This window comes from Streptomyces sp. NPDC029292, from assembly GCF_055569295.1.
The window spans coordinates 116,910-139,625 of sequence record NZ_JBVHXR010000024.1 but is presented as its reverse complement, the minus strand read 5'-3'; the positions used below and the strand labels follow the sequence as shown (position 1 = coordinate 139,625).

The window sequence follows — 22,716 nt, the reverse complement described above, 5'->3', positions numbered from 1 at the left end:
CACGCTTCGACTGGGGCTGTCGCCTGATGCGACGGCCGGACAGAGTCGCTAGTGTGTGCCCTCGTCCGGCGCCGTTGATGTCACCCATGGATGTCAGAAGCCTTCTGATCCAGAGCTCTAAACGGATCGGTCAACGCCAGCCATAGAGGTCGCGTTGAGGTCCCTCAGGGGGACGGTTGGTCATGGTCAGTCGCTATGGCTGCTGTACTCGGATGCTGTACAGCATTAGCGGCACTGCGCGCGGTAGCGAGAGCGTTGAGAGAGGCCAGGGTGTCAGGGTGGTCAACGCCCAGAAGCCGCACACGGTCGGCGTGCGTCTGCTCGAAGAGTGGGACAGCCCGGTCCAGATCCTCCGCCGCGAAGAAGGCGGTGGCTAGGTTGCTGCGAACCGCCAGGGTGATGGGGTGGCCATTGCCCAGCACTCGCATGCAGTCAGTAAGCGTCTGCTCAAGGAGTGGTATGGCCTGGTCCAGATTGCCACTAAGAGCGTATGCGTATGCGGAGTTGCTGCGTGTGGTCAGGGTAGTCGGGTGGTCCGAGCCAAGCACTCGCATGCAGTCAGTGAGCGTCTGCTCGAAGAGCGGGATGGCCCGCCCCAGATCCCCTGCTGCCTGGTAGGCACTGGCCAGATTGCTGCGGTAGATGAGGGTGTCAGGGTGGTTGTCGCCCAGCACTCGCTCATGTTCGGTAAGCGTCTGCTTGAAGAGTGGGATGGCCTGCCGCAGATCGCCCGCTAGCTGGTAAGCGCTGGCGAGGTTGTTGCGTGACGTCAGGGTGGTGGGGTGATCCGGGCCCAACACCCGCTCACGGTCGGCGAGCGTCTGCTCGAAGAGTGGGATGGCCCGGTCCAGATCCCGTGCCGCGAAGTGGGCGGTGGCGAGGTTGTTACGAACGGCCAGAGTGTCAGGGTGGTCGGGGCCCAACACCCGTTCACGGTCGGCGAGTGTCTGCTCGAAGAGCGGGATGGCCCGCCCCAGATCGCCAGCTTCCCTATAGGCCGTGGCGAGGTTGTTGCACGAGGTCAGGGTGTCAGGGTGGTCGGGGCCCAACACCCGTTCACGGTCGGCGAGTGTCTGCTCGGAGAGTGGGATGGCCCGCCCCAGATCCCCCGCTGCCTTATAGGCGTAAGCCAGGTTGTTGCGGGAGCTGAGGGTGGCAGGGTGGTCGGGGCCCAATACCCGTTCACGATCGGCGAGTGTCTGCTCGTACAGCGGTATGGCACGCCTCAGATCTCCTGCTGACTCGTAGGAGCTAGCGAGATTGCTGCGGGAGTTTAGGGTGCCAGGATGGTCGGGGCCTGAGCTGATGGTGTGTGCCTCGCTGAGGCGCTGGTAATGGTGGGCTGCGCTGAGGGGTTGTCCGCTTTCGTAGTCAAAGCGGGCCACACTATCCAGGAGTTCCAGGGTCTCGGTGATGTCGAGGGTTTCGACGAGGACGCGTGCGTGGGGCGCGACGTCGGCCAGGTCTAGTCGGCCCGGGGTGTAGACAGGCTGCATGAGGCGTGTGGTTGCAGTAATAGCAGCCATCCGCAGAGCCGGTCTGATGCCCATAGGGCCGGGTTGCAGATTGAGGGTGCGGCTGACCAGGGCGTGGACGAACCAGGTCGGCGGCTCTGTGCCGGTCTGGCGGATGAGGGAGCGTCGCTGGGCGGCTGACAGGGCACGCCGGTTGGCGCGAAGTGCGGCGTGCCCGTCTTCTGGGCGCACGATGGAGCTGATGGCGGCAAGGAGGTGCTCTGGCAGGGGCGCGGGGGCAAGAGTAGCGGCGATCCGCAGGAGCCTCAGCGCGTGGTCGTCGAGGTGTTGCAGACTGCGGGTGAAGGTAGCGGCGATGTCGCTGGTGTGGTCGGTGGGGACCTGCATGAACAGGTCGTCGACCAGGTGCTGGAACGCGTCGCCGTTCTGGGTATCGGTGAGTTCATCGAGGAGTTGGCAATAGGTGAGGCCGGGCTGATCAGCGAGGCAGCCGCGGGCCAAGTCGATGGCCAGTGCATGGAATCCAAGACGTTCTGCCAAAGTCCGCGCGGCTGTCTCCTCGGCTGGGCCGGCTGGCACACGGGCAGTGGCGAGCAGGTGATATGCCTCTTCAGCATGGAGAACATCCACGTCGACAACAGGGAGTTGATAGCCGCGCCAGCGACTGGTCATGACCGTGCGGCCCAACGGATGCGGTGCAGCCAGCTCGCGCACCAGGCTTGGCAGGAGTTGCCCGGGCAGGTCGTCGACGATCCACAGACAGGGCCTGCCCACTTCTTCGATGTGACGGCGGGCAGCTTCACGAACCTGCACGGGATCCAATCGAGCAGGGTCAAGGCCGATTGCCGCTGCGACCTGTTGGTAGTGCTGGGCGCGCACGTCGTCCTGCAGACTCTCGGCACCGGGCGCGTCGGGGGTGTGGCTGGCGGCGGTGGTGAACCAGAAGATGCCGCCAGGGTAGAAGGAGGCGAACCGACGCGCGTACTGCTCAACCAGTAGCGTCTTGCCCACACCCCCCAGGCCGATGACCACGGCCTGACCGGCGGCGGCCCCCTCGTGGGTGGCGGGGTACTCGAATGAGTGCAGAGCGTGGTGCAACTGCCAGAACTCGTTCACTCGCCCGACAAATTGTTCCGAGCCTAGATGCTCCACCGGACGCCAAATCGGTCGCCGCGCCTCGATCGCATCACCGAGACACCCTGGAGATGCCTTGACACGATCAACAATACGCTCTAAAAGTCGAGGCATATCATTCGGCCCGGTGGTGCAATAGCGGGCGTCTCGCAACTGCACGGGTTGAATGTGAGCTGGTCCGGGCTCAGGGTTGATAACCAGAATTCGCTCGCTCGCCTGGCCCAGTGCGGTGGCTGCGCGAAAAGCGGTGAGTAATTCCCACTGACAGGCTGGGCGCGTGGGGTAGGCCACCGAGTAGTACGCCACGAATAGTCGAGCCCCAGACAGGGCAGTACGGATTTTCTCGGTGATGCCCTCGAACTCGTCGATCTCGGACTCGTCCAGGAAGACGCTTACCCCCGCCTCACGCAACGCCTTGACTAACGGTAGTACAGCGGCCCGATCCGCTCTCGGATAGCTGAGGAACAATGCATACGGGTCGGCGTGCGTCGAGCTGATGGTGCTGTTGTCCGTCGCGTGCATAGAGGCCCCCATCCTCCCGGGCGCAACCTGATATCGGTCGTGCCACAGCACCACCAGGCTAGCCAGTCCAGATCTGCAGAGGGTTAAGAACAGCAGACCTACTAGCGCGATCCCCGCCGCGCGCCATAGGTAATCACACGCTTGGCTCCCCACCCCACCGACGACCTGTCCGCCGGCTTCGATGGCCGCCTACGCTTCGGCTCTGGGCAGGACAGAGGCGGGACCGTCGTTGGTGAGGGACACCTTGTCAGCGGGCGCAAATCTGGCCGCTGCTCTTCTAGTTGACTGTGAGTGACCCCCGCATTTTGCACGGCTGTGGCACGCGCCGCCCAGCGAGACCCGGCTCACTGGTATCTATTGATCATCGGTGGGTACGGCTGCGAGAAGGTTGGGGACCCCACATGCGCTGGCGAGGAGGCCAGCGTAGGCGGTGAGGACGCCGCGGGTATCGCGCAGCGCGGACCTCAGTTGGTCAGCGCGGTCCCAGGCTTGTTCGTGTTCGCGTCGAGAGCGGTCGGCGGGGCGACGGGTCTCCCAATCCTCCAGGGCCGGGTGCCAGCTGGCGAGCATGGGGCGGAGGCCGTAGTTGAGAATGGCGATGGCCAGGTAGCCGAAGTTGTACTGGCCGTTCTTCTTTGGCTCAGCGACCTCGGGTCCGTATTTGCGCAGGACCTCCCGTGTCGTGGTGAACAGGGAGTACAGGCTGCTCAGGGCTTCATGCAGCAGTCCGTCATCTTCACGTAGTGGTACCACCGAGACGCGGGTCACCAGCTCGACGTACAGCTCCCAAGCGGCTCGTCGCTCAGCGTCGTTTGGCTCCCAGGTGCCAGAAATCTCCAGTACGCGCAAATTGAGCTTCACATCTACGCTCTTCGGTGCCCGCACCATCTCATGCCCCCTTGCGTGAACTGCTGCCATCTGACGATTCGTACCCTGTGCCCACCGTATACGGGGGATCATGGGTGCGGCGTCGTGTCAGGGGCGACGTGCAGTGGAGTGGGGGCAGGGATGACCGCAGCAGCGGAATCGGTGTTCATCAGTTACGCCGGACCGGACCTGGCTTGGGCGGAATGGGCGGCATGGCACCTGCAACAGGCGGGCCACCGCGTGGTTCTGGATACGTGGGACTGGAGGACCGGCGACCACGTCACCGAACGGATGTCTGAGGCGTTGGGCCGTGCCACCGTGGTGGTGGCGTTGTTCTCTAAGCACTACTTCGAGCGCACTCGATGGACCCACGAGGAGTGGACGGCGGTCGTGGCTCGACGGGGGCGGCTAATCCCACTGGCTGTCGAACCCCTTGCCAGTACCGATATTCCCAAGATTTTGGCGCCCATTATCCGAAAAGATCTGCACGGCTTGGACGAGTATGCGGCCATCACCGCCTTGCTGGACGCAATCAGCGGACCCCGCAGCCCGCTTACGAAGCCTGTCTTTCCAGGTGTACCAGCATCGGTGTATCCAACCGCACTCGCGGCCGCAAACGGCCAGCGTCCGCCACTGCCCACTAGCGCGGACTCATCGAACCTCGGAAATTTCCGGGACTATAGCCTCAAATCGACGTCGATTGAGGCCGGCTCAACTGGGCGATTTGATACATTCCTGTGTCATAATTCGCGAGATAAGCCAGAAGTGAGGAACCTGGCCAGGAACCTTCGTAAATTGAACGTCAATCCATGGTTCGATGAAGAGCAGTTGCCGCCAGGTCGCCCTTGGCAGGACCTTCTAGAGGATCAGATCGATCAGGTAAGAAGCGCTGTGATTTGTGTCGGTGAAAGCGGTCGGGGGCCATGGCAGGACATGGAGCTGCGAGGGTTTTTGATGGCTTTTACTGAGCGTGGATGTCCCGTGATCCCGGTGATACTCCCAGGCGCGAGGGGTGTTCCTAGTTTGCCAACCTTTCTGCGTGCTTTTACGTTTGTCGATTTTCGAGTAAGCGAACCAGATCCCCTTAAGAGGCTGATTTGGGGAATTACGGGAACTAGGCCCGAAGATTAGGCCAGCTACAGGATCAGCGCGGCGCCGAGCCGCTGCAGATAAGTGGCACAAGGAGCCACTGAGCGCCTGTGGTTTCAGAACTGAGGTCCGCGTAGCCGACCGCCCCAGCCACGACGTACCTCTTCTCAGGCATCAAGTGGCTGATTGCTGTGCGCGTGGCACGGGCGCCGGCAGGGCTGGAGCGGGACGGAGGCAGGAGCGCAGGCCCGGCCGGGGGCCGGGCCGCGCGCGGGGAGCGGAGCGAGCCGCCTTGAACCAGTAGAGAAAGTCTGAGCCAACCGGGCGTCTGCTACAGCCTGAAGGACAACTCCAAGTCGTCGCCCGGAAGGTGGAACTCCTCCAGGGCGAGCGGCTTCTCTGCCGCGGTGAGTGTCACGCGGATGATGTGGAGGAGCGGGACGCCTTCGGGGAGTCGGAGGGCCTGGGCCTGGTCCGGGAGTGGCATGCGGGTGCGGATGTACTCCGTGAAGTGGAGTTCGTGGCCTAGATCGGCGAGTGCCGCGTAGAGCTCCGGGGCCGGCGGGGGAGCTTCCTCTTCGTACTTGGTGTCGATCAGTACGGAGAACGGCACGTACGTGCGATGGAGTTGGCGGAGACGGCCGTTGTCGGCGGTCTGCAACGCGTCGTACGTGAACATCGGCTCGCCCGGCGGGATACGCAACAGGTCGGCAAGCGCGAGCGGGGCATCCGTGCGGGTGGCTACGGGAGGTTCGGCGTTAGCCCATCGGATGCCGTCGGCCTCGACGTAGCCTCCGTCCGGAGTGCGGCGGATGCCGCGCGGGCGCGTGTGGCTGGGACGGCTCTGGGGTGAGCGGGCGAAGGTACCCCGCCCCATGATGACTTCGACGAGACCGGATGCCCGCAGCTCAGTGAGGCCCTGACGCACCGTGGGGCGCGTCACGCCGAACTGCTTGGCCAATGTCTCCTCGGAGGGAAGCGGCTGGCCGGCCGGGTAGGTGCCGTTCAGGATGCCTTCGCGCAGATAGTCGGCGATCTGCCGGTACTTCGGCTGCGTGTTCTGTGGCGGCATGTAGGCCCTCCGTGGCCGTGATTCTGGACAGCTTGCCCAACTTCTTGGACAGCGTCCCCCATCCCAAGACGGTTGACAACCCGTACTACGGGTGGCCATTCTGGACTCCCGGCCCGTACTACGGGTTGTAAAGCAGCCCGAAGGATCGCCCTTCGGGTGCGATGGATGAGGAGTCCAAACAAGTGGCAAGCCTTCCGATCGACACCGCGAAGTTCACGGGGATCATCTGTGCCGTTCCCCCCGCTCCGCGGATCGCGAACCGTGAGACCGGTCAGCTCCGCGTTGACCGCGACACGGGCAAGACCGTGTACCAGGTCGGCCTGTGCCTGATGTCGGGCGGGTCCGCCGACGTCGTGACCGTGAACGTCCCCGGTGAGCCCAGCGGCGTGCAGCTCGGCATGCCCGTGGCTGTACGGGACTTGGTGGCCACGCCGTGGGAGAACGACGGCCGGCACGGCGTCGCCTTCCGCGCGGCGGAGATCCGGCCCCTGAGCGCTCCGGCTCCGGCCGGGAAGGGGGCCGCGCAGTCATGATCCTGGCCTCCACCGCTTCGGCCGGGACGACCTGGCCGAGCTCGTTCCTGGTGGTGGCCGCAGTGCTGGTGTCGGGCCTGCTTCTCGCAGGCCCGACCCTGCACCGCCGCTACCCCGTTGCCTGGTGGCTCTTATTCGGGCTCCCGGTCGCATGCTGCCGCGTCATCCGTACGTGGCGGCCGTTGATGGCCGGGTGCGGTCTGGCTGTGAGTCGTCGTCCTGCTCTGACGGTCGTGTCCGGGCTCGTCGGCAAGGGGGCGCCGCCTCCTCAGCCGTTGGTGCCCCGGTTCGGGTTCGTGCGGCCGACTGCCGGCGGCTTCTGGCTGCTGGCGCGTCTTCTTCCGGGCCAAGTGCCCGACGACTTCGTCAAGGCGGCGCCCGCCATGGCTGAAGCCTGGGGGATGCACGCCGTCCGGGTCGCTCCCCAGAAGCCGGGAACGGTCCGCGTCACGGCCTCCGTTACTGACCCGCTGGCGTACCCGCGCATACCGAAGCAGCGTGGGCCCGTGCACCTTCTCCGCGTTGCGGTCGGGGCACTGGAGACCGGCGCCGCCTGGGTGATCGACCTGCGCCGCATACCGCACTGGCTGATCGTCGGCGCCACCCGCTCCGGGAAGTCCACGCTGATCAACGCGCTCGTAGCGGGCCTGGCTCCGCAACCCGTCGCCCTAGTCGGTGTCGACTGCAAGGGCGGCATGGAACTGTCCCTGTACGAACCGCGGTTATCGGCGCTCGCGACCAACCGTGAGCAAGCCGTCAGGCTCCTGGCCGCGCTGGTCGATCTCACCCTCGACCGCATGACCGTCTGCCGTGCGGCTCGCGTACGGAACATCTGGGGCCTCCCGGAACAGGAGCGGCCGGTCCCCGTGGTCGTCATCGTCGACGAGATCGCGGAACTGTTCCTCATCGCGAGCAGGAACGAGAAAGACGAAGCGCACGCGGCCGGTACGGCGCTGATCCGGCTCGCCCAACTCGGCGCGGCACTCGGCGTCTTCCTCGTCGTCGCCGGCCAACGCGTCGGTTCCGACCTGGGGCCCGGAGTCACGGCCCTACGCGCCCAGCTCGGCGGGCGAGTCTGCCACCGCGTCGCCGACCCCGGCACAGCAGAGATGGCCCTCGGTGACCTCAACCCGGACGCGCTCAAAGCAGCGCAGGCGATCACGCCGGAACAAGCCGGTACCGCGGTGCTTGCCTCCGGCGACGGCTGGGAACGCGCCCGCTCCCACCTGATCACCGAAGGGGACGCGGAAGCCATCGCGGCCGAGTACGCGCACCTCACCCCGCACCTTCCCGAACTGCTGGACGCGAAGTGAAAGGGGTCCACCGTGCTCGTGTCCGTCTCGGCGGTGCTGCTGCTCGGATTGCTCATCTGGTTCCTGCTGCGCATCCGCTACCTGCGCTGGGCCGACCTGCTGCTCTGCTCGGCCTTCGGCTTCCTGCTCGCCCGGACGATGGCCGCGCCCCTCGTGGCCACGGTTCTCGCCGGCCTGGGCGCCTTCCTCGGAGGGCTCCACTTCTGACACATCCGGCACGGCCTCAGTTGAACAACACCCGAACGACGGGCTCCCGACGGGGCGCGAAGTCGCCAAACCCGACCCCGTCAGGAACCCACTCCATCCGCCACGTGAGCAGTGAAAGGAGCACCCTCACTTTGTCCACCGCGCATCGTCCGCGCAAATCCCCTCCGCTCGAATGCGAGCTGCGGGACAGAGAACAGCCGACCTGTGTCGGACGGGAACAGGTCGTTCTCGTCGGACTCGACGGCTTCGAACGCTGGCTCTGCCCGGCGCACGCTGCCGCCCTCTGGCTCACCGATCCGACGCTCCGCTTCAGTGCCAAGACTCGGCCACAAGGGATCTCTGCCGTCATGTGGCAGGCGTTCGGCGGCGGTGGTCGTCAATGACCACGTCTTTCCTGACCCTCCCGAAGGACGTCTCCGCGCTGATCGGCAGAGCCGGAGAACCGGGCTTCGAGGCCTGGCGACGCCAGATCATCCGCCTCGGGGGCTGCGCCAACCCGATTCACCTCGTCGGTACCGCCACGGTCGTCGACTCGTCGACCGGCGAGGCCCGGCTCTCGTACGGCTCGGACGTCTACGGCGGCCGACTGCTCACCGCGTGCGGCAACCGCCGGGCTACGGTCTGCCCGACCTGCGCCCGCATCTACCAGGCGGACACGTACCAACTGATCCGTGCCGGACTGATCGGCGGCAAGAACGTGGGGGAGGAAGTCGGCGGCCATCCCCGGGTGTTCGCGACACTCACCGCTCCTGGCTTCGGCCCGGTCCACACTCGGCGGGAGCACGACGGCCGCGTACGGGCCTGCCGACCCCGCAAAGCTGGGGCGAGCTGTCCGCATGGATCGCTGGCCGGGTGCCACACGCGGCACGCGGACGACGATCCGAGGCTAGGGGAGCCTCTCTGCCCGCGCTGCTACGACTACGCCGGAGCCGTGCTCTGGCAGGCACAATCAGGCGGACTCTGGCACCGCTTCGCCCTGGAATTGCGCCGCGAGATCGCCCGGAAAATCGGGCTCTCCCGTGGCGAGTTCGGCGAGAGCGTCCGTCTGTCGTACGCCAAGGTTGCCGAGTACCAGAGGCGCGGGCTGGTCCACTTCCATGCCGTCATCCGCCTCGACGGTCCGGAGGGGGCCAACTCGACTCCGCCGGGCTGGGCCACGACTGCGCTGCTCTCGGCGGCTGTCCGCGCTGCTGCCGAGAGAGTGCGGCTCCTGGCTCCCGGGCGGGACGTCGTCGGCCCGCGTGCGCTGCGGTTCGGGGAGCAGATCGACGTACGTCCTATCTCCGCTTTCGGAGCGGGGGAGCGGCTGACCTCGTCGGCCGTGGCCGGTTACATCGCCAAGTACGCAACGAAGGGGGCCGAGACAGCCGGCGCGATGGATGGCCGTATCCATGGGCCGCGGGATTTGGTCCTGTTGCCCGTACGTGCCCACGTGCTCCGCATGATCGGTACGTGCTGGTGGCTCGGCGGTCTGCCCGACTTCGAGCCGCTCGGCTTACGGCGCTGGGCCCACATGCTCGGCTACGGAGGCCACTTCTCCAGCAAGTCGCGCCGCTACTCCACCACCCTGACCGCACTCCGGCAGGCCCGCGCAGAACATCGCGCGGAGGAACAGCGAACCGCCCTCGGCATCGACTTGAGGTCAACCGTCACGGTTGGTCATTGGCGCTATGCCGGGCGCGGCTACTCGCCGGAGGCGGCGCTCCTGGCTGCCTCCGTGAGGGAAGGCGGTGCTTCCCATGGCGCGTGACACCCGTGCGAGGCCGGCCGAACTCCTCACCGTGCGGCAGGTACTCGACGAGCTGGGAGGCATCTCCAGGCGCACCTTCTATCGCTGGCGGGAGCTCCGCATCGCCCCGGCCTGCATACGGCTACCGAATGGTGAGCTGCGAGTCCGGCGAGACGTGCTCAACAACTGGCTGGAGGAGCGGGCAGAGGGGGTGGCCTCGTGAAGTCTTACAAGGCTTCCGTCTGGAAGCTCTCGGTCAACAAGACCACGAAGAAGCCGACTTACCTCGTGCGCTGGGTGGTCGACGGTCAGCCGTTCAGCGAGTCGCACAAGACCAAGGCACTGGCCGACCGCTTCCGCGCCAAGCTGGTGCGGGCGCTCGACAAGGGCGAGCCATTCGACACGGTGACGGGCCTGCCCGACTCGCTACGTGGCGGCAGAGCGGCCCTGTCCTTCCTCGACCTGGCGATCAAGTACGTCGATGCCCGGTGGCCGGAGGCATCGGCCAAGCACCGGGACAGCATGACCGATGCCCTGGCAACCGTCGTTCCCGTCCTCGTCAAACCGGGACGGGGGCGTCCGGCTCCGGAGATGCTGCGTCGGGCGCTGCGCTCGTACGTCCTGCCCGTGCCGCGCAGAGAGCGGGAACGGCCGGACGAGATTGCCACTGCGGTGCGATGGATCGAGAAGACATCGCTGCCTGTGGGGGAGCTGCAAGAGATCACCCGTGTCCATGAACTGATCGACAGGTTGGGGCGGAAGCTGGACGGCAAGCCTGCGGCCACTCAGACCTACCGGCGGCGCCGGGCCGTCGTCTTCAACGCGCTTGAATTCGCAGTGGAGTTGGAACACCTCACCTCCAACCCTCTGAGCCGGGTGCGGCGCAAGCGGGGCAAGCGGGCGGTGCAGGAGGTTGACCGCCGGGTGGTGGTCAACCCTCGGCAGGCTCGGGAGCTGCTGACGGCACTCACGTACGTGGGCGGCTACGAGCGTGCGAGTGGTCGGCGACTGCGGGCGTTCTTCGGATGCCTGTACTACGCGGCCATGCGGCCGGGGGAGGCACTCGGACTTCGCCGCTCCGACTGCACGCTTCCGGCGTCCGGCTGGGGCCGAATCGAGCTGGCGGAGACTCGTCCTGCGGCCGGGAAGGCGTGGACCGACTCCGGTGAAGCGCACGATCGGCGGGGGCTGAAGCAGCGGGCCCAAGGGGAGGTGCGCATCGTGCCGATTCCGCACCCGCTCGTGCGGCTGCTCCGCGACCACCTGGAGGAGTTCGGCACGGCGTTGGACGGCCGGCTCTTCTCCAGCGAACGGGGCAACGTGATCGCGGCCTCCTCGTACTCGCGTGCGTGGAAGCAGGCTCGGGAACTCGCCCTCGTCCCGGATCAGGTGTCCTCGGTCCTCGCCTTCCGGCCGTACGACCTCCGTCACGCGGGAGTCTCCCAGTGGCTCAACTCCGGTGTCCCGGCCCCGGAGGTCGCCGCTCGCGCGGGCCACTCGGTGGACGTCCTTCTGAAGATCTACGCCAAGTGCATCGACGGCCAGGAGCAGGAGATGAACGACCGGATCATGCAAGGTCTGGGGGAGGAGGACGACACCGCGGACTGATTAACCGCAGGACTGGCGAATGCGAGCCTCGGACTCGAAAGGGTCCGGGGCTCGCGCCCGTCCACGTATGGTCCACAGAGCCACGTTCGGAGCAAGGGCGCAGCCCTTCTGACCTGGCGCGAAGGGCTACAAGATCAACACGCTATTACAGCGTGATCACTGGCAAACGGCTGCTTTCGGCGGCATCTGCCTGCACAGGGCTGTAGATACGCGAAGACCCCGTTCTCAGCGAAACCGCTGATGGCGGGGTCTTTGGGCACCGTATGAAGGGTGCCCCCGGCAGGATTCGAACCTGCGCACACGGCTCCGGAGGGCATTCTCATTGCTAGTGTCAGGTACCCCCTGAGCTGGGTGTTCTCTTGAGCGCGCGGTAGCTGGAGCCGGTGTCTATCGCACATCATGCGCATCGGTCGGCGTGCGCCCCCGACCACGGACTGGGAACCCCTCTTGGCTCAGGCCTGTCGAGCCATGAGGGGACGAGCATCGAGGGACCGACGACCTCCCAGCAACGCCAGCGAGGTCTGAGACGCAGTCGCTGCTGGAGGGCAGCACAGTCCGTGAGCCTTTTCCATCATCGGCCTGAGCTGGTCAGACGCAGGGCGGCGGAAACCCGCGTCTCGCCCTGAATCGCGGCGCGCCCCCGGCCTGGCGACGGCCGGCCGGGGGCGACGCTGCCGGCCGGCCCCCGTCGGTCCTGTCACCTCTCGTCGAGCTGCGCCGCGGTCCGCGCATTGGGCGTTCCGTCGGGGCCGGGCTGCCGGCGCTGGGGTTCGACGCGGCGGGGTGTCGAGCCGAGCTGGAGCGCGACGATGATCGTGGCGAGGACCGCGAGAGCGGTCGCGATGAGGAACGACAGGCGGTAGCCGTCCACCGGGGAGCCGCTGTGGCCGGTGGCGGCCGCGGCGGCGGTGGCGAGGACCGCAAGGCCGACCGCGGCGCCGGTCTGCTGGCTGGTGGTGAACAGCGCCCCGGCCAGCCCCTGCTCGCTGGCCCGGACACCGTTGGTGATCGCGATCGAGGCGGTCGGCAGGGCGAGCCCGACCCCTACCGCGGTCAGCACCATGCCGGGCAGTACGGCCGCCGGGTAGCCGGCCCCGGCGGTGATCTGGGCGAGCCACAGCTGCCCGGCGCCCATGCAGGCCAGCCCGGCGAGCAGCATAGCCTTGACGCTGAACCGGGCCGTCAGCCAGCGTGTGCCGAAGGTGGAGACCAGCACGACGGTGCCGGTCGACGGGACCAGTGCCAGTCCGGTCGTCACCGGGCTGAATTCCAGCACCCTCTGCAGGTAGAGCGACGCGAAGTAGACGTAGCCGGCCAGGATGGCGCCGATCAGCAGCATGGCAGCGATCGCGGCCCGCCGGGCCGGCTCCGCCAGGATCGGCAGGGGCAGCATCGGGGCCGCCGACCGCTTTTCGGCGACCACGAAGCCCGTAGTCAGCAGCACCGCGAGGGTGAGAGCGACGAGGGTGGCGGGCGTGGTGAAGCCGTGCTGCTGCCCGCTGCTGAGGCCGAAGATCAGCGCCGCGATGCCCGTGGTCACCAGCAGTGCCCCGCGCACGTCGAGGCTGCCGCCGCCGGACCGCTTCCCGGCCGGCAGGCGCGGGACCAGCGCGAGGATGACGGCGATGACCGGCAGGTTGATCAGGAAGACAGCCCGCCAGCCGAAGTACTGGGTGAGCAGCCCGCCCGCCACGATCCCGGCGGTCGCGCCCGCCGCGGTGGTGGCCTGCCAGATCGCCAGCGCCCGGTGGCGCGCTGCCCCTTCCGCACTGATCGTCGTCAGCAGCGACAGCGCGGCCGGGGAGACCATCGCCCCGGCCGCGCCCTGCACGATCCGGGCGGCGATCAGCATGATCGGCCACTGCGCCAGACCGCAGGCCAGCGAAGCGATCCCGAACAGGGCCAGGCCGACGGTCAGCACCTGCCGTCGGCCGAGCAGGTCCGCCAGGCGGCCGCCCGCCAGCAGCAACGACCCGAAGGACAGCGCGTAACCGGTGACGATCCACTGCAACTGCGCTGCGGGCATGTCCAGCTCCCGCTGAACCGACGGCAGCGCCACGTTCACGATGCTGAAGTCCAGTTGCAGCACGAACTGGGCGGCGCAGATCAGTGCGATGACGAACGCGGCCCGCTGCGATCCGCTTCCGGCGGGCTGAGGCGCGGCGTGCTTCGCCGAGTGGTCCGGCATGGGCGAATCCCCTGTCCTTGATGGTGTTCCTTACTGGTTCGTCGGCGTCAACCACGCCGGTCGGAACGTCGATGGCGATCCGGCGGCAGCGTGCGGAGATAGGCTGCATCTGTCCCACAGATGGAACTGTCCGGATGCACTGCAACGCAGTCCTGGAGGCGGCGGCCGATGGAACTCCGACAGCTACGGCACTTTCTGGCGCTGGTCGATGAGCGCAGCGTCACCCGCGCCGCAAAGCGGGAGCTCATCGTGCAGTCGGGCCTGTCGAACTCGCTCCAGGCCCTCGAACGCGAACTCGGCACGCCCCTCTATGTCCGCGGGACCCGGCCGGTCCGGCTCACCGCGGCCGGCGAAGCCCTGGTCGGCCCGGCACGCCGGACCGTGATCAGCGCCGCGCAGGCGGAAGAGGCCGTGCACCACACCCGTGACGTGCTCATCGGCACCCTGCGTCTGGGCGTCGGGCTCTCCGCCCAGCATCTGGTGCCGTTCGCCTCCTACCTCGGCGAGTTCACCCGCGATCACCCCGGTATCGACCTGCGCCTCCAGTACGGGCCCGCGCTGACGATGATCTCGATGGTCGGGACCGGAGAGGTGGACTGTGTGATCGGACCCGCGGTCGGCCGGGTCCCCGGCATCCGGATGACCGGCCTCGCGCGGGAGCCGCTGCGCCTCGTCTGCCGTGCCGATCACCGCCTGGCGGAGCGGTCCGACGTCACCATCGCGGAACTGGCCGACGAGCGGTTCGTCGAGGTGCCCCCGCGGTGGACGGCCCGCCTGCTCAGTGACGCCGCGTTCGCCACCGAGGGGATCCAGCGCCGGGTCGTCTGTGAGGTCGGCGACTGGGAACTGTTCCTCGAACTGGTCGGCGCGGGCGTCGGCATCGGCTTCGCTCCGACCGGCCTGCAGTACCCGGTGCTGACCGCCCCGGACAGCGTCCTGCGGTTCGTCGAGGTCGAGGGCGTGCGTCTGGAGCGGCACATCCACCTGATGCTGCCCCCGGCGGGCGAGACCAGCCCGGCAGCGGCGCGGTTCGCCGATCAACTGCTGCGCGTCCGCTCGGCGGGCGGCTGACCCGCCGCCCGTCGGCGACCGCGGCCCTGCCGACCCGGGAGCGGCGCGGCTGTGGAGGCGCCCGCGCTGCCACCATCTGATCGTCAGATGGACTCCATCTGGGGCAAGCGCGACGCACGCGACATCAGCGGCGATGGAGGCGCGGTTGTAAGGGGGTGAAGCTTTCACGCCGACCGCGGACACCGGCTGGACGGCGGCGAAGAAACGCCGCTCCGGACGATCCGCCACACGGTCTGCGCCTGCACAGCCCATGAGAAGAAGAAGGAGGTCACTGAGGTGAACCTCACTGACCACGCCGGAGTCCGGCTCACACACGGCAAGCCCAAGGTCAACGGTGTGGAGATCCACTACGCGATCGGCGGCACCGGCGAGCCGGTGTTCCTGGTGCACGGCGTGCCGAAGACCATGGCCTACTGGCGTCACGTTGTACCGCTGCTGACCCCGCACTACACCGTCATCGTGCTCGACAACCGGGGTGCCGGCGGCTCCCAGCGCCCCCTGTGCGGCTACGACACCTCCACGATGGCCGCCGACGTCGCCGCACTCGCCACCCACCTCGGCTTCGACCGGTTCCGCGTCGCCGGCGAAGACTGGGGCGCGGCCATCGCCTATGCCGTCGCCGCCTTCCACCGGCCCCGGGTGCGGCAACTGGTCTTCCAGGAAACGCTCCTGCCGGGACTTCCGGTCGGCCCGGGAATGCCGGGCGGCGGCCCCGACCCCTCACTCGCCCCCGACGACGGCCGCACCGGCTGGCACTTCAGCTTCTTCAGCCTGCCGCACATCCCCGAACTGCTGCTGGCCGGACGGGAACGGCCCTTCTGGACGTACTACGCCCGCCGCCAGATGTGGGACCCCAGCGCGCTGGCCGAGGAAGACGTCAACGAGATCGTGCACTCGGCCGAGCAGCCGGGCGGCACCAGGGCCATCCTGGAGATGTACCGCGCCCGGCAGACCGACGCCGAACAGAACCGCCCGCATTACGCCGACCCGCTCAGCTGCCCGGTCCTGGCCGTCGGAGCCGAGGAATACCTCGGGGACGCGGTAGCACAGCAGATGGCGCAAGTGGCCGACGACGTCCACGGCGTCGTCATCCCCGCGGCCGGTCACAACGTCGCGCTGGAGAACCCGACCGCTCTGGCCCAGGCCTACCTCGACTTCTTCGCAGCCGGCTGAGGTCCGGCACCGTCCCGTGCGGCGACGTCCGGACATGAGCAGGCCGAAGGTGGCGTAACGAGAGGGCCGGGCGCGGCGCCGCACGGACGTTCCCCGGCGTCACCGCGGCCTGCAGTGTCGCCGCACCCGGTGAGGCGGCCCGGCGTCACGGGGATTCGTGACTGGAGACCGTGCTCCGCAGAACGTTAGACATGAGGCGTCCACTCAGTCAGCCTTCCCAACCTGCTTACCCTGTCTCGGAGTTGGCCTGACACAAGGGCGAAGCCCCTGGTAGACCGGTTGTCGACCAAGAGAACCGTGTTCACCAGAGGCTTCGCATGCTTGATCGGTTTCCAACTTGGGTGACTGGACAGCCAGTTGGCGTGCGGGTGGCGTCCGGGAACGGGTGAAGCTCCTGGTAGACGGGTTGTCGACCAAGAGCAACCTGTCCGCCCGGAGCTTCACGTGCTTGTCTACCCATCGGGGATCGATCTGTCCACCTCGACCCTGCGGTACCTCTCCCGCCTGCTGGCCACCCGACGCCGGGAGCGGGGCACGCGGTGGCGCCGGCTCCCCGCGGACCGGCAGGCCCTGCTGGTCCTGGCCCATCTGCGGTGCGGGCACACCTACGCCCAGCTCGCGGCCGGGTTCGGTGTCGGGATCGCCACCGTCTACCGCTACGTCACCGAGGCGGTGGAGGTCCTGGCCGCCGTCGCCCCCGACCTTGCCACGGCCGCCCGCACCGCCGCACGCAAGGCGTTCGTCATCCTCGACGGCACCCTGCTGTCCATCGACCGCATCGCCGCCGACCGCCCGTACTACTCCGGGAAGCACAAGAAGCACGGCATGAACGTGCAGGTCATCACCGACCCGTTCGGGCGCCTGCTGTGGGCCTCACCCGCCTTGCCCGGCGCGGTCCACGACATCAAAGCCGCCCGCACCCACGGCGTCATCGACGCCCTGGTCGAGGCCGACGTCCGGTGCTGGGCGGACAAGGGGTACCAGGGCGCCGGCGGCACCGTGCGTGTCCCCTACCGCGGCCGTTGGGAGAAGCTCTCCGCAGGCCAAAGAACCGTCAACGTCACCCACGCCAAGATCCGCGCGGTCGGCGAGCAGGCGATGGCCACCCTGAAGTCCTGGTGGCTGCTGCGCAAGCTCCGGTGCAGCACCACCCGCGTCACTGACCTGGTCAAGGCCGTACTCGCCCTTCACCTGGCAACGTCAAGCTGAGGTTGGAAAAGCCTCCGTGTCCTGCGATCCCATGCTCCACCGCCGGCTCGGTCGCACTAGGCTGTCTTGCGGTTCAGGCAGGTGGTTGCAGGCGATGGATCGGGGGCTGAGCGTTGCGAGTCACTCAGACGAGGAGGATTGAGCGAGCGGGTGTAAATGCCCTCCGAGCACTGCTTGAAGAGCATGATCAAATTGTGCAGGAGATCGACGGGGGTAACGACTACGGCGAAGACCTGTTCGTGATGTTCACCAAGGACGGTCAACGAACCGGTGTGAGCGTTGCAATTCAAGTAAAGAGTGGCGCCAAGTATAAGCGGTCTAATGGCTACTCGATTCCAATTGATGGACATGCGGATGATTGGAAGAATAGCCTCCTTCCAGTTCTAGGCGTTGTCTTTGATGTCGATACCCGGCGGCTATTCTGGGTGAATTTGAGTGCTGCTCTCAATGAATCGAACGAGCCTCCTGCGTGGGTTAGTGTTAAGACGGAGAACGAACTCAAAGATGACACGATCGCTCGATTCATAGAGCTGGCACACGAGTATGCAGAAGGCTCCAAGGCGCCAGGTCGTCGAGAGACGAGCCTTCAAATCTATCCCGTGCCTGAACCTAGTGATGGCGTGCTTGATTGGTTCGTAGGTCGCACGCTTCAGGTTGACTGGATTCGGAACAAGCTTGTCGGAGACCCGGAGAGAAAGATCCTCATATCCGGCATGGCCGGAGTCGGTAAGACGTCGCTCGTCAATAAGGTGGTCAGAGACGCGGCTGTGCGTGCGTCATTCCCCGGTGGCGTCATCTTTGCAGACATGTACGGCTTCTCGGGGGATCGCCGACGCATGGGCCATCCTGGTGCAGCCTACGCGCCCCTGCTTAACGCTCTTGGAGCTCCGGCGTCCGATATTCCAGCTGACAGTGGCAGTCAAGCTGCGGCCTATCACAGATTTCTCGAAAGCTGTGCCTCTGCCGGGAGCCGCATTCTTTTCGTCTTCGACAATGTCGCGGAAGTCTCGCAGGTTGCAGAACTGCTGCCGAAGTCGGAGGCTCATGGGGTCATCATTACCTCTCGCGTTCGTTTGGGCATTCTTGACGGCGTCGAGAGTCTCCATCTCGATTGCCTGACAGGGGATGAATCCGAAAGCCTATTGCGGACGGCGCTCAAGTCTCGGGCGAGTGCACTTCAGGTGGGCACGTCGATTCGGGATTTGTGTGAACTGTGTGGGCACCTTCCTCTTGCTCTGCAGATTGCCGCAGCAGTGATAAAGGAAGACCCTTTATTCAGTGTGAGCGACCTCCTTGGAGAGCTGGAGGAGGCGAAAACGCGCTTGGACGTTCTCCAGTATGGAGACACTGCGGTCCGAGCTGCCTTGGAAGTTTCCTTCCGGCATCTCGATGATGACCTTCGAGTTCCTTTCTGCAGTATCTCGATCAACCCAGGGAGTCAAATTTCCGAGGAGATTGCCGGAGTGCTGATGGAGACCTCCGCGCCGCGAGTGCGTACGGTTCTCCGACGTCTTAGTCAGGCTAGTTTGATATCACGCAACCCGTCAACGCATCAATGGCGCATGCATGACCTCGTCTATCTGTTTAGCTCTGAAAAATCCAAAGACGTACTGGATGAGGAAAAGCGAACCAAATGCTTTGCGCGTATGGTTGAACGGTACTACCTCATTTCGGACGAGGCTGATTCAATGTTGCGCGGCATTACTCCTGGCGCCGAGGCAAGGTTCACCAATACCACTGATGCGCTGCAGTGGTTCGATGCCGAATATATGAATCTTCGCGGCGCAGCTCAGCGTGCGCGCGAGGTGACGCTGCATGAAGATGCTTACTTTCTGTCCATGAATCTTGTGCTCTACTTTGATATGCGCAGCCGAGTCGAGGATGCCCTTCAGTGTTCACTCGCGGCCTACGATTCAGCCCGAGCAGATAAGGATGTTGAGCGACAGGTTCGGGCACTAAACAACATCGGACTGGTTCTCACTACACAGCGCAAATTTAAGGACGCTATCCAAAAGCTGACTAAGGCCGTTGCTATCGCGGAGAGGATCGGTTTCCTGGAGGGTGAGTCTGATTCGATAACCAGCCTCGGGGCGGCAGTGCGCCAGCACAATGGCCCCCATGCGGCAGTTCCGATACTCGTCAAGGCGGTGCAGATCGCCAAGAAGACGAGGGATGCTGGCAGTATCGGATCTTCTCTGACTAATCTAGGATCCGCGTATAGAGAGTCTGGTCAATTGGGCTCTGCAGCCAAGGTCCTGGCGGAATCTATCACCTTCCATCGCAGGTCTGGTGACCTCAGGAAGGAGGCTTCGGCTCATGGGGGGCTGGCGCTTACGCTCTCTCAAATGGGTCAATTTGATGCCGCTTTGAAGTCTTTTCAGAGGTCCTTTTCTGGATACGAAGCGGTTCAGGATGAGTTCGGAATCCACCTCGGCTACGCGAATCTCGGCGGTACCTATATTTCTATGGGGAGGATCGCTGAGGCAAAAGAAACTCTGGAACGCGCCCGGCTGTACTTTCATCAGGTGGGAAACGTCTATTACGAGGCCGGTGCTCTGGTCAATCTAGGTGAAGCGGAACTGGCTTCCGGAGATGCTGCACGCGCTCGTGAGCTATATGAGGAGGCGCGCACAAAGTATGAGGAAATTGGCGCCTCAAGGAACGCCCGAATCGTTGACATGAATATACGCAATCTGGGTGTTGACCAGTAGGCTTCCAAGTCCTGGTCTGATTCCACAACCGCATCGGCTGAGGTCCCGTGCCCGTGGGACCCTTGGTGTCGAGCGAAGGACGACGTGAGAGGAGCCGAAGTGCCGGAGGCCAGTCCGCGCGGAACGTATCTGGTCATTGCGGAAGCGCTGCGAAACGAGATCGCGGAGGGAGAGGGTATCGACACCCTGCCTTCGGAGGGGGACCTGATGCGCTTGCACGGCGTCGGTCGGAACACGATCCGTCGTGCCCTCAAGGTTCTTGAAGCCGATGGCCTTGTTGAGTCTGCCCCTGGGATCGGGTGGCGTGTCGCTCGGGGCGACGATCGTCGGACCCTTGCTGAGCGGATGGCTGCCGTGATCGTGGAGGATGCGCTCTCAGTGGGCGACCCATACCCGTCCGAAGCGAAGCTCTGCGAGAGGTTCGAAGCTTCCCGTACGGCCGTGCGACGTGTCCTTGCCCAAATGGAGGGAAACGGCTTGCTCGCCACCGTTCACGGCAAGGGGCGAACCGTACGCGCTCTCCCGGCTCCCACCGCCCGGCCGTAGCCTTGGCAGCCATGGGACTGACTGAGTGGGCGTACTCGCTCTCCGAATCGCTGCTGTCCGATCCGCTCCCGCGTCGGTGGGCGCACTCGTTGGGGGTCGCCAAGCGCGCTCGCTCCTTGGGCCCGATCATGGGCGACGATGCCGAGTTGCTGGAAGCTGCCGCGGTGCTGCATGACATCGGGTACTCGCCGACGATCGCGACCACCGGCTTTCACCCGCTGGACGGCGCGCGGTTCCTCCGGGACCAGGAAAAGGCAGACGAGCGGGTCGTTTGTCTCGTGGCTCACCACTCTTGCGCCCTGCTGGAAGCCGAAGAGCGCGGACTGAGGCAAGAGCTTGAGGGGGAGTTCGAGCTAGAGCGTCCGGACCTGGTCGACGCCCTGCTGTACTGCGACATGACGACCACGCCCGACGGGACGCAGACCACGCCGGCCGAGCGGCTGGACGAGATCGTGCAGCGATACGGTCCGGACACGATCGTCGGGCGGTTCATTCAGCGCGCGGCCCCCGAGATCCACGCAGCGTCGAAGCGTGTTGAGGGTCGGTTGGCGCAGGTCTCTGCCGACGATCAGCCGATGTAGGGCTCTCGCCGCGAGTCGTCGAGACCGTGGCGGATGCGCAGCATCATCGACGGGTGGATCTCCAGTCCGTCAAGGTCCGCTGGGTCAACCCAGCGGACCTCTTTTGACTCGCTGCTCGTACGCAGAGAGCCGCCGATGGGGTGGGCTCGGAAGCAGATGGAGAACTGTTGCCGGACCTCTCCGTCGTCGTACGCCAGCACATGTTCAGGGTCGGTGTAGAGACCGACGATGCTGTCTACCTCAACGTCGATGCCGGTCTCTTCCGAGACTTCACGGACGACGGTGTCAGCGATGCGTTCGCCGATGTCGTGGCCACCGCCGGGCAGTGCCCACAGGTCGTTGTCGGTCTTGTGGATGAGCAGCAATCGCCCCGAGTCGTCCCGGACGACGGCCGTGACCGAGGGGACTACCGAGTTGGCCTTAGGAGCGTTCGGGTCGCGGAAGTAGTCGATCCGGCTCATCAGTGCGCGCCTTCCCATTCGGTGGGTGAGGAGATCGGGCGGGCTGATTCCCAGACCCGTTCCACGCTCTCAGCGTAGGCGTCGAAGAGTTCACCGCCGGGCACGCGTCGCAGGTGCAGCACGGGGGCCATGTAGGCGCCGACGCCGTAGATGTGGCCGTTGGCCAGCATCTCGTCATCGGCTCGATAGATCGAGTTGTAGAGGGTTGTGTTGTGCAGCCGGAACTCAACGCCAGGAAGGCCGAAGAGCGGACCGTAGTTGACCAGGGCGTTCCGGATCTTCGCTGCCATGGCCGCGCCGATCCCCTCGTCGTCCCCGCGCGCGGCCACCGCTTGCGACGTGGGCTCTCCCATCAGGAAGCGGATGGACACGCCTTCGGCTGACTTTTCCTTCACGATGCGGTGGAACGTCGCATCTTCGGTCAGCCAGAAGCCGGAGTACACCAACACATCGAACTGGCGCCGGGCCTTGGAGTAGAGGTCTGTCCAAAGGGTCTGCATCACCACGGAGCGGTGTGGATAGAGCCTGACCAACTCCGCGTTGCCGGAGGCGGTGACCTCTGCTGACGTGCGTTCGTCGGGCCACAGGTAGGACACCTCACACTTCAACAGCGATGCCGTCGCGTACTGGAAGCGGCGATATGGCTTGCGCTCAGGCTCGTTGATCCACCGTTCGACCGTCTTGGACGCGACCCCGAGCCGTTGAGCGACCTCATCGAGCGTCAGGCCCAAGTCCACTATCGCGCCGCGCAGCCGCTCGTTCGCCACGTCCAACCTCCGCCTTCTTGGGACGACTTGGTTCGACTTCACGTTAGCCAAGGACGACTCAGGTCGTACACCTGCGAAGTCGATCGTCGTCGGCGCCGAGGCCAGTCTGTAGGTACATCGAGCGCGAGGGGCTCGCAGAACTCCAACAGCCGAAGGGCTTGACGGGGTGAACTCCCCTCTGCAAGATGAGGAACACGTAATACATGTTCCTCTCGGCGGATCGCTTCGACGAACCGAACGAGCGCACGGAAAGGGCCCCGAGAGGGGTCATGAGGCCCCGCTTCGGCGGGGGCGAGGGACCCGGACCCCTTGGCAGTCCGGAGGGCTTAGACCGAAAGGTCACGTCTCCATACGCCTGTAACGGGAGCTCGTGTTCCCGAAGGAGACAGCGCACCACCTCACCTCGCCGCCGCGCTTCTTGCGGCGGCCGGTTGCCTCCTCCGCTCGTCTCGTACGAGCG

General features: G+C 65.7%; 20 protein-coding genes. 14 read left to right on the top strand and 6 right to left on the bottom strand.

The window, feature by feature from the left end; genetic code table 11:
* Nucleotides 1-164 precede the first annotated feature (164 nt).
* On the bottom strand, nucleotides 165-3,131 hold the full coding sequence (locus ACZ4WS_RS39560; protein WP_467987947.1) for a tetratricopeptide repeat protein: 2,967 nt from the start codon (nucleotides 3,129-3,131) through the stop codon (nucleotides 165-167).
* 354 nt (nucleotides 3,132-3,485) lie between these two features.
* The gene (locus tag ACZ4WS_RS39555; protein WP_467987946.1) at nucleotides 3,486-4,019 is read right to left on the bottom strand and encodes a hypothetical protein; all 534 of its coding nucleotides are present in this window, start codon (nucleotides 4,017-4,019) and stop codon (nucleotides 3,486-3,488) included.
* A 120-nt stretch (nucleotides 4,020-4,139) separates the two neighbouring features.
* Here ACZ4WS_RS39555 and ACZ4WS_RS39550 point away from each other — a divergent pair, with 120 nt between their 5' ends.
* Nucleotides 4,140-5,129 carry a toll/interleukin-1 receptor domain-containing protein gene (locus ACZ4WS_RS39550; RefSeq protein WP_467987945.1) on the top strand — a complete coding sequence of 330 codons (990 nt, stop codon included), beginning with the start codon at nucleotides 4,140-4,142 and terminating at the stop codon, nucleotides 5,127-5,129.
* A 289-nt stretch (nucleotides 5,130-5,418) separates the two neighbouring features.
* Here the strand turns inward: ACZ4WS_RS39550 and ACZ4WS_RS39545 are convergent, their stop codons facing one another.
* Complete coding sequence (locus ACZ4WS_RS39545; protein WP_467987944.1) at nucleotides 5,419-6,159, bottom strand: GntR family transcriptional regulator; 741 nt, start codon at nucleotides 6,157-6,159, stop codon at nucleotides 5,419-5,421.
* 182 nt (nucleotides 6,160-6,341) lie between these two features.
* On the opposite strand from ACZ4WS_RS39545, the gene ACZ4WS_RS39540 reads away from it, so the two are divergent.
* The 7 genes from ACZ4WS_RS39540 (at nucleotide 6,342) to ACZ4WS_RS39510 (ending at nucleotide 11,549) form a co-directional block, all read left to right on the top strand.
* Nucleotides 6,342-6,692: an SCO3933 family regulatory protein gene (locus ACZ4WS_RS39540; protein ID WP_467987943.1), complete on the top strand. Its 351-nt coding sequence runs from the start codon at nucleotides 6,342-6,344 to the stop codon at nucleotides 6,690-6,692.
* Nucleotides 6,689-8,005, top strand: a complete 1,317-nt coding sequence (locus ACZ4WS_RS39535) for an FtsK/SpoIIIE domain-containing protein (protein ID WP_467987941.1) — start codon at nucleotides 6,689-6,691, stop codon at nucleotides 8,003-8,005. The genes ACZ4WS_RS39540 and ACZ4WS_RS39535 overlap by 4 nt, the downstream gene beginning before the upstream one ends.
* Before the next feature lie 12 nt (nucleotides 8,006-8,017).
* Nucleotides 8,018-8,212, top strand: a complete 195-nt coding sequence (locus tag ACZ4WS_RS39530; RefSeq protein ID WP_467987940.1) for a hypothetical protein — start codon at nucleotides 8,018-8,020, stop codon at nucleotides 8,210-8,212.
* Between the two features lie 131 nt (nucleotides 8,213-8,343).
* Complete coding sequence (locus tag ACZ4WS_RS39525) at nucleotides 8,344-8,595, top strand: hypothetical protein (RefSeq protein ID WP_369484117.1); 252 nt, start codon at nucleotides 8,344-8,346, stop codon at nucleotides 8,593-8,595.
* Nucleotides 8,592-9,962 carry a replication initiator gene (locus ACZ4WS_RS39520; protein WP_467987939.1) on the top strand — a complete coding sequence of 457 codons (1,371 nt, stop codon included), beginning with the start codon at nucleotides 8,592-8,594 and terminating at the stop codon, nucleotides 9,960-9,962. The genes ACZ4WS_RS39525 and ACZ4WS_RS39520 overlap by 4 nt, the downstream gene beginning before the upstream one ends.
* Entirely contained in the window at nucleotides 9,952-10,164 is a 213-nt protein-coding gene (locus ACZ4WS_RS39515; RefSeq protein WP_356052680.1) for a helix-turn-helix transcriptional regulator, read from the top strand. Before ACZ4WS_RS39520 ends, ACZ4WS_RS39515 begins: the two co-directional genes overlap by 11 nt.
* On the top strand, nucleotides 10,161-11,549 hold the full coding sequence (locus ACZ4WS_RS39510; protein WP_467987938.1) for a tyrosine-type recombinase/integrase: 1,389 nt from the start codon (nucleotides 10,161-10,163) through the stop codon (nucleotides 11,547-11,549). Before ACZ4WS_RS39515 ends, ACZ4WS_RS39510 begins: the two co-directional genes overlap by 4 nt.
* Nucleotides 11,550-12,246: 697 nt before the next feature.
* Here the strand turns inward: ACZ4WS_RS39510 and ACZ4WS_RS39505 are convergent.
* A complete protein-coding gene (locus tag ACZ4WS_RS39505) occupies nucleotides 12,247-13,737 on the bottom strand; it encodes an MFS transporter (RefSeq protein WP_467987937.1) in 1,491 nt (496 codons plus the stop codon).
* 168 nt (nucleotides 13,738-13,905) lie between these two features.
* Between ACZ4WS_RS39505 and ACZ4WS_RS39500 the strand changes: the two genes are divergently transcribed.
* The 6 genes from ACZ4WS_RS39500 to ACZ4WS_RS39475 all read left to right on the top strand — a co-directional run bounded on the left by ACZ4WS_RS39500 (nucleotide 13,906) and on the right by ACZ4WS_RS39475 (nucleotide 21,028).
* The gene (locus ACZ4WS_RS39500; protein ID WP_467710611.1) at nucleotides 13,906-14,808 is read left to right on the top strand and encodes a LysR family transcriptional regulator; all 903 of its coding nucleotides are present in this window, start codon (nucleotides 13,906-13,908) and stop codon (nucleotides 14,806-14,808) included.
* Between the two features lie 276 nt (nucleotides 14,809-15,084).
* The gene (locus tag ACZ4WS_RS39495; protein WP_227291706.1) at nucleotides 15,085-15,981 is read left to right on the top strand and encodes an alpha/beta fold hydrolase; all 897 of its coding nucleotides are present in this window, start codon (nucleotides 15,085-15,087) and stop codon (nucleotides 15,979-15,981) included.
* A gap of 444 nt (nucleotides 15,982-16,425) precedes the next feature.
* Nucleotides 16,426-17,190 carry an IS5 family transposase gene (locus tag ACZ4WS_RS39490; RefSeq protein ID WP_467987936.1) on the top strand — a complete coding sequence of 255 codons (765 nt, stop codon included), beginning with the start codon at nucleotides 16,426-16,428 and terminating at the stop codon, nucleotides 17,188-17,190.
* 113 nt (nucleotides 17,191-17,303) lie between these two features.
* Nucleotides 17,304-19,901 carry a tetratricopeptide repeat protein gene (locus ACZ4WS_RS39485; RefSeq protein ID WP_467987934.1) on the top strand — a complete coding sequence of 866 codons (2,598 nt, stop codon included), beginning with the start codon at nucleotides 17,304-17,306 and terminating at the stop codon, nucleotides 19,899-19,901.
* A 99-nt stretch (nucleotides 19,902-20,000) separates the two neighbouring features.
* Nucleotides 20,001-20,447, top strand: coding sequence for a GntR family transcriptional regulator (locus tag ACZ4WS_RS39480; protein ID WP_467987933.1), 447 nt, complete (start codon nucleotides 20,001-20,003; stop codon nucleotides 20,445-20,447).
* 11 nt (nucleotides 20,448-20,458) lie between these two features.
* The gene (locus ACZ4WS_RS39475) at nucleotides 20,459-21,028 is read left to right on the top strand and encodes an HD domain-containing protein (RefSeq protein ID WP_467987931.1); all 570 of its coding nucleotides are present in this window, start codon (nucleotides 20,459-20,461) and stop codon (nucleotides 21,026-21,028) included.
* Here the strand turns inward: ACZ4WS_RS39475 and ACZ4WS_RS39470 are convergent.
* Nucleotides 21,016-21,489, bottom strand: coding sequence for an NUDIX domain-containing protein (locus tag ACZ4WS_RS39470; RefSeq protein ID WP_467987930.1), 474 nt, complete (start codon nucleotides 21,487-21,489; stop codon nucleotides 21,016-21,018). The genes ACZ4WS_RS39475 and ACZ4WS_RS39470 overlap by 13 nt on opposite strands.
* Nucleotides 21,489-22,256: a helix-turn-helix domain-containing protein gene (locus tag ACZ4WS_RS39465; RefSeq protein WP_467987929.1), complete on the bottom strand. Its 768-nt coding sequence runs from the start codon at nucleotides 22,254-22,256 to the stop codon at nucleotides 21,489-21,491. Before ACZ4WS_RS39465 ends, ACZ4WS_RS39470 begins: the two co-directional genes overlap by 1 nt.
* Between the last annotated feature and the right edge of the window lie 460 nt (nucleotides 22,257-22,716).